The organism is Streptomyces sp. PR69, assembly GCF_026420845.1.
In the GTDB taxonomy this organism is placed as follows: Bacteria; Actinomycetota; Actinomycetes; order Streptomycetales; family Streptomycetaceae; genus Streptomyces.
Genome location: NZ_JAOWCB010000006.1, coordinates 82,724 through 95,952, shown reverse-complemented (window position 1 = coordinate 95,952; position 13,229 = coordinate 82,724). Strand labels below are relative to the sequence as shown.

General features: G+C 71.8%; 12 protein-coding genes. 4 read left to right on the top strand and 8 right to left on the bottom strand.

Features of this window, described 5'->3' with window-relative positions:
• The first annotated feature begins 1 nt into the window (after position 1).
• Positions 2 to 274: a DUF4031 domain-containing protein gene (locus OF819_RS07835; protein WP_267242655.1), complete on the top strand. Its 273-nt coding sequence runs from the start codon at positions 2 to 4 to the stop codon at positions 272 to 274.
• A 125-nt stretch (positions 275 to 399) separates the two neighbouring features.
• Here OF819_RS07835 and OF819_RS07830 read toward each other — a convergent pair whose 3' ends face one another.
• From OF819_RS07830 to OF819_RS07820, 3 genes are all read right to left on the bottom strand, one after another.
• The gene (locus OF819_RS07830; protein WP_267242818.1) at positions 400 to 1,605 is read right to left on the bottom strand and encodes a Cmx/CmrA family chloramphenicol efflux MFS transporter; all 1,206 of its coding nucleotides are present in this window, start codon (positions 1,603 to 1,605) and stop codon (positions 400 to 402) included.
• 98 nt (positions 1,606 to 1,703) lie between these two features.
• Positions 1,704 to 2,399, bottom strand: coding sequence for a hypothetical protein (locus OF819_RS07825; protein WP_267242654.1), 696 nt, complete (start codon positions 2,397 to 2,399; stop codon positions 1,704 to 1,706).
• Between the two features lie 44 nt (positions 2,400 to 2,443).
• Positions 2,444 to 4,702, bottom strand: coding sequence for a heavy metal translocating P-type ATPase (locus tag OF819_RS07820; RefSeq protein ID WP_267242653.1), 2,259 nt, complete (start codon positions 4,700 to 4,702; stop codon positions 2,444 to 2,446).
• Between the two features lie 164 nt (positions 4,703 to 4,866).
• Here OF819_RS07820 and OF819_RS07815 point away from each other — a divergent pair, with 164 nt between their 5' ends.
• On the top strand, positions 4,867 to 5,565 hold the full coding sequence (locus tag OF819_RS07815) for a copper homeostasis protein CutC (RefSeq protein WP_267242652.1): 699 nt from the start codon (positions 4,867 to 4,869) through the stop codon (positions 5,563 to 5,565).
• A 205-nt stretch (positions 5,566 to 5,770) separates the two neighbouring features.
• On the opposite strand, the gene OF819_RS07810 is transcribed toward OF819_RS07815, so the two are convergent.
• The 5 genes from OF819_RS07810 to OF819_RS07790 form a co-directional block, all read right to left on the bottom strand.
• Entirely contained in the window at positions 5,771 to 6,400 is a 630-nt protein-coding gene (locus OF819_RS07810) for a histidine phosphatase family protein (RefSeq protein ID WP_267242651.1), read from the bottom strand.
• Positions 6,401 to 6,492: 92 nt separating this feature from the next.
• Entirely contained in the window at positions 6,493 to 8,232 is a 1,740-nt protein-coding gene (gene asnB, locus OF819_RS07805) for an asparagine synthase (glutamine-hydrolyzing) (protein WP_267242650.1), read from the bottom strand.
• 41 nt (positions 8,233 to 8,273) lie between these two features.
• The gene (locus OF819_RS07800) at positions 8,274 to 9,377 is read right to left on the bottom strand and encodes a hypothetical protein (protein WP_267242649.1); all 1,104 of its coding nucleotides are present in this window, start codon (positions 9,375 to 9,377) and stop codon (positions 8,274 to 8,276) included.
• A gap of 63 nt (positions 9,378 to 9,440) precedes the next feature.
• Positions 9,441 to 10,541: a hypothetical protein gene (locus tag OF819_RS07795; protein ID WP_267242648.1), complete on the bottom strand. Its 1,101-nt coding sequence runs from the start codon at positions 10,539 to 10,541 to the stop codon at positions 9,441 to 9,443.
• A 209-nt stretch (positions 10,542 to 10,750) separates the two neighbouring features.
• Positions 10,751 to 11,455 carry an SDR family NAD(P)-dependent oxidoreductase gene (locus tag OF819_RS07790; protein ID WP_267242647.1) on the bottom strand — a complete coding sequence of 235 codons (705 nt, stop codon included), beginning with the start codon at positions 11,453 to 11,455 and terminating at the stop codon, positions 10,751 to 10,753.
• Between the two features lie 176 nt (positions 11,456 to 11,631).
• On the opposite strand from OF819_RS07790, the gene OF819_RS07785 reads away from it, so the two are divergent.
• Together OF819_RS07785 and OF819_RS07780 are read left to right on the top strand one after the other, a co-directional pair.
• Positions 11,632 to 12,201 (top strand): hypothetical protein, encoded by a 570-nt coding sequence (locus OF819_RS07785; RefSeq protein ID WP_267242646.1) that lies wholly within the window; start codon positions 11,632 to 11,634, stop codon positions 12,199 to 12,201.
• Positions 12,198 to 13,208 carry a phosphotransferase gene (locus tag OF819_RS07780; RefSeq protein ID WP_267242645.1) on the top strand — a complete coding sequence of 337 codons (1,011 nt, stop codon included), beginning with the start codon at positions 12,198 to 12,200 and terminating at the stop codon, positions 13,206 to 13,208. The genes OF819_RS07785 and OF819_RS07780 overlap by 4 nt, the downstream gene beginning before the upstream one ends.
• The last annotated feature ends 21 nt before the right edge of the window (positions 13,209 to 13,229 follow it).

The following is a 13,229-nucleotide window of genomic DNA, read 5'->3' as shown; positions in this document are numbered from 1 at the left end:
GGTGACGGTCTATATCGATCCGCCGACCTGGCCGGGCCACGGGCGGATGTGGTCCCATCTGATCAGCGATGTGTCGTTCGAGGAGCTGCACGCCTTCGCCGCGTCCATCGGCTGCCCGCCCAGGGCCTTTGAGCGCGACCACTACGACGTGCCCGTGGACCGCTACCCGGCCGCGGTGGCGGCCGGGGCGGTGGAGGTGTCCAGCCGCGATGTGGTGCGGCTGCTGACGAAGGCGGGGCTGCGGAGGCGGAAGGGCCGCGGGGGAACGATGTGACCGGGGTGACTCCGCGCGACCCGACCGCGCACCCGGGCACCCGCGCGTCTGCGCACCCGGGCACCCGGGCACCCGCGCACCCGGGCACCCGCGTACCCGGGCGGGCCGTCAGACCTGTTCGGGTGTCAGACCTGTTCGGGCGTACGCGAGGCGACCGCCGGGGCCCCGGACGCCACCACCCGTGACGACCGGCCGTGCAGCCGCAGCGACACCGCTGCCAGGACGATCGCGACCGCGGTCATCGCCGCGCCCGCCCAGGCCGGAGACGCGAAGCCCAGGCCCGCGTCGATCACCGTGCCGCCGAGCCACGGACCTCCCGTGTTGCCCAGGTTGAACGCGGCGGTCGTCGTCGCGCCCGCGAGCGTCGGGGCCGCGCCCGCGACATTGAACATCCGGGCGTTGAGGGCGGGGGCCGTGTAGAAGCCGGAGACGCCGAGCAGGAAGGCGAGCGCGATGGCCGCGGCGGCGCTGTGCGCGAGGAAGGACAGGGCGACGAGGAACACCGTGGAGGCGGCTGTCCCGCTGAGCAGCACTCCGAACAGATGCGCGTCCGCCACCCGGCCGCCGATGGCCGTGCCGATCAGCGCGCCGACGCCGAACAGCGCGAGAACCCCCGGCACCCAGCCGGAGCCCAGGCCGGAGACATCCGTGAGCAGCGGCGCGAGATAGGAGAAGGCGCAGAAGACCCCGCCCGCGGCCAGCGCGGTCACCGCGACCGAGAGCCAGACCTGGCGGTCACGGTAGATCCGCAGCTCGCGGGCGAGCCGGGGCCGCTCCGCGGGCAGCGGGATACGGGGGATGAGCGTCGCCACGCCGACCAGGGCGACGGCGGAGGCCGCGCCCACGGCCCAGAACGCGGCGCGCCAGCCCAGGTGTTCGCCCAGGAACGCCCCGGCGGGCACACCGAGGACATTGGCGATCGACAGGCCGCCGATCATCACCGCCATGGCGCGGGCGCGGGCGTCGAAGGGCACCATCGCGATCGCGACCGCCGCGCCGACGGCCCAGAACCCGGCGCAGGCCAGCGCGCTCACCACGCGGGAGGCGAAGAGCACCTCGTATGTGGGCGCGAGCGCGCCCACCGCCTGGCCGACGCCGAAGACGCTGATCAGCGTGATGAGCGTGGTGCGGCGCGGCAGCCGGAGCGTGGCGACGGCCAGGAGCGGGGCGCCGACGACCATGCCGATCGCGAACGCGGAGATAAGCAGCCCGGCGCGGGGGATCGAGACGCCCATGTCGTCGGCGATCGGCGGGAGGAGCCCGGAGAGCATGAACTCGCTGGTGCCGAGGGCGAAGACGGAGAGGCCCAGCACATAGACGGCGAGAGGCATGCGGTGCGGGCGGTGCGGGTCTTGCTGCGGCTGCTTGGGCTGGGACGGGTCGATGATGGCGTCAGGCATGACAGTCAGGAACACACCTGACTTATCGATCATTCCCCCCGGGGTGGATTCCCTTCGCCGGACTTCGTGAGTTCCGCCAGCTCGGCGGTGAGGTTGGCGCGGGCGGGCCGTTCCCAGCAGCTTCTGCCGTACGGCGTACGGAACAGCTGCGGCAGGTCGAGCAGCTGCCGCAGCACGGCGGCGCGGCCGGCGCGGAAGGCGTCGTCCGGGACAAAGCCGTACTCCTCGCGTACGGCGGCGGCGTAGGCGGCGTACTCCTCCGGCCCGGAGGCGAGGACCGCGAGGTCGGCGTCGCACAGCACCGCGCCGTTGGCGTCGTCCTCGGCGGCGGCGTGGGTGACGGTGAGCCGTACCAGCCGGGCGACCTCGGCGGCTGCCTCCGGGCTCACCCCCGCCTCCGGCAGGGCGCGTTCGGCCAGCCGGGCGGAGCGCTCCTCGTTCTCCGAGCGCTCGGGGTGGTACACGGCGTCGTGGAACCACGCGGCCAGCCGCACCAGTTCGGCGTCCTCGGCATGCCCGGCGAGGGTGTCGACGCGGTCCAGCACGGCGACGAGATGCTCGACCGTGTGGTACCTGCGCTGCGGCTCCCCCCAGCGGGCCAGCAGCTTGTCCGCGTACGGCGTCGGATCGGGCTCCGCCGCCCCGCCGCGCGCGGCGACGAGAGCCTGCGCCCAGCGGCGCCGGAGGTCCTGGAGGTTGCCGCGCGGGTCGGCGGTGGCGGTCATGGGAGCGACTGTAGCGACAGCGGCGGCGTCGCATGCGAGGGCGGTCAGGCCGTGGGGGCGAAGCCGCGCAGGCGGAGGGAGTTGGCGACGACGAAGACCGAGGAGAACGCCATCGCCGCGCCCGCGACCATCGGGGTGAGCAGGCCCGCCGCCGCGAGGGGGAGGGCGGCGACGTTGTAGGCGAAGGCCCAGAAGAGGTTGCCCTTGATGATGGCCAGGGTGCGGCGGGAGAGGCGGATGGCGTCGGCGGCGGCCCGGAGGTCGCCGCGGACGAGGGTGAGATCGCCCGCCTCCATCGCCGCGTCCGTGCCGGTGCCCATGGCCAGGCCCAGGTCCGCGGTCGCCAGCGCCGCCGCGTCGTTGACGCCGTCCCCGGCCATCGCGACCGTACGGCCCTCGCTCTGCAGCCGCCGGACGACGGCCGCCTTGTCCTCGGGCAGGACCCCGGCGATCACATCCTCCGTGTCGATGCCGACAGCGGCTGCGACGGTCTCGGCGACCGCCTTGTTGTCGCCGGTCAGCAGGATCGGCCGGAGCCCCAGGGCGCGCAGCCGGGCGACCGCGTCCGCGCTGGTGTCCTTGACCGCGTCCGCCACCTCCAGCACGGCGCGCGCCTCGCCGTCCCAGGCCACGCAGATCGCCGTGCTCCCGGCAGCCTCCGCCGCCGAGGCGGCCCGTACGAGCTCCTCCGGCAGCCGGATCGCCCAGTCGGCGAGCAGGCTCTCGCGGCCGGCGAGGACGGCGTGGCCGTCGACGACGCCCTGGACGCCGCGGCCGGGGATGTTCGCGAAGTCCTCTGCCGCGTGCAGCGTGCGTGTGCGCCGTGCCGCGGCGGCCGCGATCGCTCGGGCGACGGGGTGCTCGGAGGCGTGCTCCAGAGCGCCCGCCAGCCGCAGGGCTTCGTCCTCGTCGACGCCGTCGGCCGTGTGGACGGCGAGCAGCGTCATCGAGCCGGTGGTGACGGTGCCGGTCTTGTCGAGGACGATCGTGTCGGCCCTGCGGGTGTTCTCCAGGACCTCCGGGCCCTTGATGAGGATGCCGAGCTGCGCGCCGCGGCCCGTGCCGACCATCAGGGCGGTGGGCGTGGCCAGGCCCAGTGCGCACGGGCAGGCGATGATCAGTACGGCCACGGCCGCGGTGAACGCTGCCGTGGCGTCGCCGGTTGCCAGCAGCCAGCCGGTGAGCGTGGCGAGCGAGAGCAGCAGCACGGCGGGGACGAAGACGGCGGAGATCCGGTCGGCGAGGCGCTGGGCCGCGGCCTTGCCGTTCTGCGCGTCCTCGACGAGCTGTGCCATCCGGGCGAGCTGGGTGTCCGCCCCGACGCGGGTGGCGCGGACGATGAGCCGGCCTCCGGCGTTGAGGGTCGCCCCGGTGACCGGGTCGCCGGCCGCGACCTCCACGGGGACGGACTCGCCGGTGAGCATTGAGGCGTCGAGCGCGGACGCCCCCTCGACGACCGTGCCGTCGGTGGCGACCTTCTCGCCGGGGCGTACCAGGAAGAGGTCGCCGACCCGCACCTCGGCGGCGGGAACGGTCTGCTCCCGCCGTTCCCCGCTGCCGCTGCCGCGCAGCACCGTGACTTCCTTGGCCCCGAGCTCCATCAGCGCCCGCAGCGCCGCGCCCGCCTTCCGCTTGGAGCGGGCCTCGGCATAGCGCCCGGCGAGGACGAACGCGGTGACTCCGGCCGCGGCCTCCAGATAGATGTGCCCCTCGGTCAGCAGGCTCCATACGGACCATGCGTACGCGGCCGAGGTGCCGAGCGAGATCAGTGTGTCCATCGTCGCGGCGCGATGGCGGAGGTTGGTCCAGGCGGCGCGGTGGAAGGGCGCGCCCGCGTAGCCGACGACCGGTGTGGCGAGGACGAGTGAGACCCATTCCCAGTACGGGAACTGGAGGGCGGGGACCATCGCCAGCGCGATCACGGGGACGGAGAGCGCGACGGCGAGGAGCAGCCGGCGGCGGAGGGCGGCGAGCCGGTCGTCTGCCTCTGCGGTCTCCCCTGCGTGTCCGGCCTGTCCGGTCTCCCCGGTCTCCCCGGTCTGTCCGGCCTGTCCGGTCTCGCTGGTCTCTCCGGCGGCGGCCGCTGTGGCGCGGGGCGGCCGGGCCGTGTATCCGGTCGCCTCGACCGCTGCGATCAGGTCGTCCACGGAGACGTCCGCGCCGTCGTGGAAGCGCACCTGCGCTTTCTCGGTGGCGTAGTTGACGGTCGCCTCCACGCCGTCGATGCGGTTCAGCTTCCTCTCTATGCGGGCGGCGCAGGAGGCGCAGGTCATGCCGCCGATGGCGAGTTCGGTACGAGACATGCTCTTCCTCCCGCATTGGTACCCCCAGGGGGTATGAACTTCTGGTCTCAGGTATACCCCCGGGTGGTATGAGAAGCAAGTCATGTGGCTGCCGCCGGGCCGTGGGCGCATTAGGCTGATGTATTGGACTAGACCTGTTGGGTCTTCTGGAGGAATGGGGTGCCATGAGCAACCGTGCGGTCCTGGAGGTGATCGCCCTCGACGCGGAGGACGCGGTCGCCGCGCAGGCGGGAGGGGCGGACCGGCTGGAACTGGTCACCGACATGGCGGCGGACGGGCTGACGCCGACCCGGGAGACGTTCTCGCGCGTCCGCGCGGCCGTCGACATCCCGCTGCGCGTGATGCTCCGGCTGCACGACGGTTTCGCTGCGGGCGGCCCGCGGGGGCTGGACGCGCTGGTCTTGGCCGCCGAGGAACTCCGGGCGGAAGGGGCGGAGGAGTTCGTCCTCGGCTTCCTGGAGGACGACGGCCAGCCGGATCTCGCGGCGGTGGAGCGCCTGGCCGCGGCGGTCGAGGGCTGCCGGTGGACCTTCCACCGCGCGATCGACCACGCGGCGGACCGGGACGCCCTGCGCAAGCGGCTCGCCGACGCGCCGGGCCTTGACACCTATCTGACCGCGGGCGCGCCGGAAGGCGTCGACGCGGGGCTTCCGACGCTGCTCGCGGAGGCCGCGCGGCGGGGCGAGCCGGGGTACGAGCCCCAGATCCTCGTGGGCGGCGGCCTCCGGCTGGAGCATGTTCCCGCGCTGCGCGCCGCGGGCGTCGACGCCTTCCACATCGGCGGTGCGGCGCGCCCGGGCGGCTGGGCGTCCGGCGTCGCCCCGGCGGCGGTCGCGGACTGGCGCCGCACGCTCGACGCCTAGCCCGCACCTGGGGGCTCTGCCCCCGGGCCCCCGCGCCTCAATCGCCGGCGGGGCTTGGTTTCGGGGGCTCTGCCCCCGAGCCCCCGCTCCTCAAACGCCGGCGGGGATGGAAGGTGGGGTTCCTGCGCCTCAAACGGCGGCGGGGATGGGTGCGGGCGTTCCTGCGCCTGCCTCAAACGCTGGCCGGGCCTGGGTTCGGGTGGCGTCAGCCTTTCAGGTGGCGGGTGTCGCCGAGGCGGGTGAGCTGGCGGTTGTGGAAGAAGTCGTCCTCCCGCAGGTGGGTGATGCTGCCCGAGGGCGCCTGGAGATTGACGTAGCCGAGAGAGTCGATCGGCATTCTGATCCAGGACGCCACGACGAAGGTCAGGGCGAAACCGTGGGTCACGATGATCTGGTGCTCGTAGGGGTGTTGCAGGATTTCGTCCATGGCCGCGTAGACGCGCCGGGCGAACGCCGCCTTGGTCTCGGCTCCCAGAACGCCCTCGTCATGTCCCATCCGGTCCCCGGTGGCGGGCGGCGGGACGAAGCGCTTGTCCAGCCACTCCTGGGGCTTTCCCTCCGCCTCTCCGTAGGACTTTTCCCGCAGTCGGCGGTCGAGGACCGGTTCCACGCCGAAAAGACCGGCGATTTCTTCGGCCGTGCGCTGGGTCCGCAGCAGGTCCGAGGAGATCAGCTCGACCTCGGCGTCTTCGGGGATCTCGGTCCGGAGCGCGCGGGCAATGGAGGCCGCCTCGCGCACGCCGGCGGGCGTGAGGCGCGAGTCGTGCCACCCGCCGACCACGCCCTCGACATGGTGATCCGCCTCCGGGTGAGTGACGACATGGATGCTGCGCACCAGGGCGTGCCTTTCTGTAAGGAGGTCCGGTAGGGGGAGGTCCTGTCTGACGCCGGACCGTATCGCATGGAGGAACAGGGGAGTCGGGGGATTCACGGAAGGGAGAGTTCCAGAATCATCAGGCCCCACAGCAGCCGGGCGTGGTCCCGGCCCTCCGCGTGTTCTGTGAGGATTTGCCTTACTGCGGCTTGGCTCAGAAAGCCGGAACTGCAGAGCCGGGGTCTGGCCAGAATGTCGGTGGTGAAGTCCCAGAGTTTGGCGCCGGGTGTCATAAAGGCGCCGACCGGGAAGGTGAAGGGCTGTTTCTGCCGCGTCTGGACAGCCCGCGGAATCAGTCCCGCTCCGGCGTCCCACAGGATCCGCTTGCGCCGGGACTCCGTGACCTTCAGCGCGTCGGGAGTGCGTCGCGCGAAGCTGGTGACGGACGGCTGGCAGTAGGGCACGCGGCCTTCGACCGCGTGCGCCATGGAGAGGTGATCCAGTTTGCGCAGATTGAGGCTGGGCAGCTTGTGCAGCCGGTCGAAGGTCAGAAGCTGCTCCAGGCGCGAGGGAGCCGGCCGGCCCAGCAGTCGCAGGGACCGCTGTCGGCTGCTGGCGCCGGAGTCGAGCAGAGCGCGGTACTCGGGGGTGTAGAGCCGCCGGTACTGCGCCTGCGGGACCAGCGACAGCCGGTCGAGGTAGCGGGTCCGCCAGCTTTTCTCGTCCGCCGCGAGGGCGGTGCTGTAGCGGCGGTAGCCGCCGAACTGCTCATCGGCTCCGTCGCCCACGAAGCAGACCCGGAAGGAGCTGTCCGAGATCTCCCGGAACAGGACGTACGCGCTCAGGGCGTGTGGCGTCGCGTTCGGGGTGCCCAGCGCCGTCACCATGGCCGGGATCAGTTCGGGCAGCTCCGCCTCCCGGAGCTCCACCACTTCGAGGGGGATGCCGGCGTGCGCCGCGGCCTCGCGCGCGTAACTCTCCTCGTCCGAGGTGTGGCTGCCCTCGTGGGTCACATGGAAGCCGGTCACATCGGCGCGCCGCCGGCGCAGCAGCGTGGCCAGGATGGCGGAGTCGAGCCCGCCCGAGACCTGGACGGCCACCGGCGAGGACTGAAGGGACATCCGCGCCACTTCCCGGGTCAGCAGGTCGCCGAGGCCCTCCGGTGTGCACGCGTCATCCGTCGGCGGCGAACCGGTGTCCTGCGGTCCCCGCCGGGTGACGGTCCTGCCGTCATGGATCAGCTGCTCACCCGGGTGCAGGGACGACACCCCGGTGTACCAGGACGAACCGTTGGGCAGGCATTGCCAGTTCATGTAGTGGTCGACGGCGAGCGGGTCCACGTCGAGGGGCTTCGTCAGCAGGGCGGTGAGACCGCTCAGCTCGGACGAGAAGACGATGCCGTCCTCGGTGGCCGCGTAGTACAGGCTCTTGACGGCGAGAGGGTCGCACCACAGCTTCAGCCGCCGCCCGAAGCGCAGGTCCACCAGGGCGATGGCGTACATTCCGTCGAGCCGGTCCACGAACCGGTCGCCGTGGAGCTCGTAGTACGGCACCAGGACGGAGCCGTCCGAGTCTCCGTCGATGTGCACGCCGTGCCGGGCGAGTTCCTCCCTGATGGCGCGGAAGTTGTAGATCTCGCCGTTGAACACCGCGCACACCGTGCCGTCGGCGTTGGTGAACGGCTGGCGGCCGTGGGACGGGTCCTGGATCGAGAGGCGGTTGCACCCCAGACCCCAGTTCTCCCCCCGGGCACAGTGCTGCTGGTCCGGGCCGCCCGACAGCTGGGCGTCCCGAGCGGCGTCCAGAGCGGTCACATCGAGACCGGGTCCGAAGCAGCCGTAGATCCGGCACAAGAGCGTCTCCCCCTGGCGATCGACAAAGGCTGACTGGCTTCTCAGGAGAACTGGTTGTTCTCCCCGGCGGGCGCGGTCCGGCCGGCGGCCCACTCCTGGAGAGGCAGCCGGTGCTCGGCCGACCCCCGCGCCGTCATCGCGGTCAGCAGCTCGCGCAGCGAGGGAACGCCGGGCTCGGCCTCGCGGGCGCGGAAGCAGTACTCGTTCGAAATCTCGGCGTTCCAGCTCATCGACTGATGCAGTTCGCTCTTCAGCAGGCCGAGGAAATCGCTCCGGCCGACGAAGGCTGCGGCCTTGTCGCGTGCTTGGCGGATCTCGGCAAAGGCCAGGTCGATGAGGTCGAGCCACTCCAGGACGGCGTCGGCCGCGTCGGCCGGGTCCGCCACACCGTAGGCGTTCAGATGGCGGAACCGTGCGGTCAGTCCGGACAGCGGCTCGGGGAGCCGGGCCAGGAAACGGGCCAGATACTTCGGGTTGCGGTTGGTGTTGCCGTACACGTGGGTCAGGCCCCGGAAGGTGTCGACTCCGAGCTTGCGGGCCGCGATCAGCGCGGACTCGTAGTCCCCCTGTGCCCACATTCCGGCCAGGTCGCGGAAGTCCGGGTAGCTGCCGACCGCGGTGCGGAACGCCGTGTACGCGATCTCGCCCGGGCGCACCTCATTCGCGATCTTCTCGAACCCGGCGGCATCGGTCAGCGGGACGCCGTACGTGAGCCGGGAGAGGAGGCGGAAGTCCACGGCCGAGGCCGCGAAGCTGGAGGACTTGCGGGCGCGGCTCTTCATGTGCGCGTACAGCTGCGCGTGCGAGGCGAGCATGTCGGAGATCTCCTGGACCGTCCAGTACTCGACGTCCACCCCGAGCAGGCTGTGGGGCAGGTAGTCGAAGCTGGCCCTCACCCGGTCGCCGCTCGTGTAGTACCTCATGTGACTCTCGCGGGGGAAGGTGTCGCGGTGGAACCTCTCGTCCTTCGACTGCGCCATGACGCAGAAATCGAAGTCCGACGACGGGGTGCCCGAGCCGTCCACGAGCGAGCCGGACAGCATCAGAATGTCGCCGTCGACGAGATGGATCTTCGCCAGCACAGCCTCCTCGTCGAAGTCGTCCATGCCGTTGACCGGGGAAAGGTGTGCACGGAAGGAGAGCACGGCTGCTCTGCCCCTCTCTGCCTGTGTGACGTATGGCCGGCGCGGCCGGGCGGGTTTGTGGTTTCAGCCGGCTTGGGGGTGAACGGCCGCCGTTGAGGCTTGGTCTGTGCGGCCGAGCGGCCGAGCGCGGTCCGGCTTGGGCACCCGGGCGCGGAGTTCGTCGGCGAGCCGTTCGACCTGCCGCCGCACATCGCGGAACTCGTAGCGGAAACGGAAGGCCGGCAGCGCCGTCAGGGCCTCACGGGTGCGCTGGAGGCTTCCGCCGGCGGGCTCGTGGCCGAACATGTTGAGGTGCTTGTTCGGCAGGCCCAGGACGTGTCTCTCCAGAAGTCCGGCACGCTCGGACGGCGGTACGGAGGCCAGCTCGGACTCCGACGGGTCATCGGCGAGACTCAGGTGGACGAGTGCGTCGACCCTGGCGGACGGCCCGATCTTGGTGTGCAGCAGGTCCGCGTACTCCCACGGGTAGATCAGAGCGGTCCCGTGCTCCTCGACCCCCGACTCCCGCAGGCTCAGCAGCGTCTGGTTGGCGGGGTGGGTCAGCGAGGACCGGAGGGACTGCGCCCGGTCGCGCCCGAACAGCAGATCAAGGGTGTCCAGCCGGACGGATATGGACCGGGGCCACCCGGCGCCCAGCACGCCGTCCCCGTCCCGCTCCGCGGTCAGGCTCACATCGTCGTTGCACACCATGACGCCCGAACCGTGCAGCACGCTGGCCATGATGAAGGAGGTCTTGCCCGCCCGGCTGCCGCCGACCAGGGCGACCCCGAGGCCGTTCAGTTCGACGAGCCCGGCGTGGAGGAAGAGCACGCCCTGCCGGCTCGCAGCCGAGCGGTGCACCGCTCGGGTGGCCCGCAGCAGGGACTGGGTGACCCACGCCTCGCCCTGGGGCGCGAGGTGGAAGAGGGCTTTGCCGACGTGATCGACGGCGTAGTCCACGGCCACTTCGCCCAGTGCGGCGACCGATTCCCGCACGGCGCCGTCCGGGGGCGCGGCGCCCGCGATCACCTGCCACGTGCCCGGCTCGGACGGGCCCGGCTCGACGGCCAGATAAGGACTCGCGAGACGGCGGATACGCTCCGCCGCGGACCGCGTGCACGTCAGGCCGGTGCTCGCGAAACGTGAACCAACCGTGTACCGGTGCGTCGCGCTGCTCGATTCCATTCCGTGTCTCACCGCCGCGTCTGAGTACGGCCCGGGAACGGGCCCCAGTTCTCCGCAGCGAGGCACCTGTCGGGCGAAGTCCCTCGGCTGCCGGGCCGGTCAGGTGACGGAGCCGGCGAGGACGCCGGAACCTGGGCCGCTCGGTCGATCATGACAAGGTTTCCGCGCCTTGTCCGGATCGATTCCGCTGAGCGGAACGGACATGGGATTCAGGGTTCCTGGTCCGCCACGAGCGGGCCACGGGTGTCCCACCCCAGTTCGCTGAGACCGCGGAAAAACCTGCCGTTGGACCGCGCGGCGGGAATGCTCAGCAGCCGCACCAGATCGTCCGCCGCGGGCGCGGGATCATGCGGCGCGGATTCCATGCCCATGTCGGTCCGCACCCAGCCCGGGCAGTAGGAGAAGGCGGACAGGTCTTTGGAGCCTGCGGAGAAGTGCCGGGCCACCGCGAGGACCAGGGAGTTGACCGCGAGCTTGGACGAACGGTAGGCGAACGACGCCCCGTCGGCGTCCTGGAGCCTGCCCATCCCCGAGGAGACGCAGACGATCCGGCCCGAGCCGCGCGCGAGCATGCGCGGCGCGCACTTCAGGACCAGCTGCGCCGTGCCGAAGAGGTTGACCTCGAAGGTGTCCCGCAGATCGTGCGGGGAGAGTGAGAAGAGGTCGCCGTATCCGCGGCGAGGGTCGTCCAGGTAGACCCCGGCGTTGTTGACGAGCACATCGATGTCCTCGGCGGCGAACAGGCCGTCCGCGAGCGGCTCGCGCAGGTCGACCACCTGGTAGTCGTCAAGTGCGTCGTTCTGCGGCGAGGTGGCCAGCCCCGCCCCCAGCACGCGGTAGCCGGCCGCCTTGAGCGCGCGGCAGAGGTGCGCCCCCAGACCGCGGGAGACACCGGTTACCAACGCACTCGGCATGTCGGCGAGCGTAGCCGGTTCGCCGGGATCTGTCTGTGGTGAAATGCTCGCACCGAGCGGGGCGGAGCGGGGCGGGGGACTTCAGGTGTGCGTCGCACCCGCACCAACATGGCGGCGGTATAGGCTGGTTGAGCTGATCGGGCCGAACTGGAGCAGCAGCGGAAGGAAGGCGGCGGATGCGCGGGTACCGGCTGCTCGTCACGGGGCCGAGCGGAGCGGGCAGCACGACACTGGGCCGTGCGCTGGCGACCCTGTGGGCGGTGCCGCACGCGGACGTGGACGACTACCTCTGGCTGCCGACCTCTCCGCCCTACACCCACAAGCGTCCCGTCGAGGAACGCCTCGCCCTGATGAACGCGCTGTTCGTGCCGCGCCCCGCCTGGGTGTTGTCCGGATCGCTGCGCAGCTGGGGCGACAGCGTCGTCGCTCAGGTGGACGCCGTCGTGTTCCTGACCGTCGACGCGGACACCCGCATGGACCGGCTGTTGCGCCGCGAGACCGTCCGCTACGGCGACACCATCGAGAACGGCGGCGCCAACGAGGCGGCCCACCACGACTTCATGGAATGGGCGCGGGGCTACGAGGACACGGTGGTCCCGGGCCGCCGGTCCAAGGACGAACGCTGGCTGGCGCGGCTGCGCTGTCCGGTCCAGCGGCTTGACAGCGCCCAGCCGCTGGACCGACTGGTCACCGCGGTGACCGACTGGCTCGGCAGCGAGGTGGCCACGGGCGACCGCCGTCCATGACCGGCCCCGCACGGCTCACGGTACGGCACGCCATGGAGCTCGTCGCGGCCGGTGACGCCGAGGCCCTTGAGGGCCGCGGACTCAACTCGTCCTACCGGGTCACCGAGGGCGGCCAGGCGCTCTCCGTGAAGGTGCACTGTGCGGACCGCTCCTCCGGCGCCGAGTTCCGGCGCATCCTGCGCGTGGACGCGGCGCTGCGCGGCACGGCCTGGTACCCGCCGGTGCTCGACATGGGGCTCCACACCGCGGATCGCCCGCGGCTGGTGGTGATCCGGCCGTACGCTCCGGGAGCGCCCTCGCACGACGCGCGGCAGCACATCGTCCAGGTCGTCGGCGTTCTCGCGGATCTGGCGGATCTGGCGGATCTGGCGGATCTGGCGGCCCGGGCCGGCGGGGTGGCGGCCGAGGAGGACCTGGTCGGGGACTACGCCTCGCCGTGGGTGTCCAGCGCGGAGCGGGAGCGCGAGCTCGCGGAGCCGCTCTTGACCGGCGAGTGGCGGGGTCTCGCGAGGGCCATGAACGACCATCTCGGTGAACTGCGGGACAGCGCCGTACGGCTGACGCGTCCGGACGCCCTGGTGATCCACCACGGCGACCTGCACGGCCGGAACCTGATCTCCAGCGACTCCCGGCCGCTGACCGTCATCGACTGGGACGAGGCCGGTTTCTCCCGCCGGCCGGCCGACGCGGGCAAGGCGCTGTGGCTCTCCTGCCGTCTCGGCCGCGGTGATTTCGCACTGGACCCACAGGCGCTCCGCCGCTTTCTCACGCACCTGCACACGCGCCTGCGCATGCCGTATGCGAGCGCGGGCGACCTGGCGCGGCTCGGCGCCCTGTGGTTCCTGCCGCGGCATGGCCATGTGACGCTGCTCGGGCAGCGCGACGCAAGCCTGGGACCGTGGTACCTCGGCTGGGTCGGGCGCTTCTGGGCGCGGTACCCGCGGAATCTGGATCTGATTGCCGGAACGGCGGCGGAGCTTGACGCCGATGCGGACCGCGGCCGCTGACCGTCACGTCCGCACCGCGCC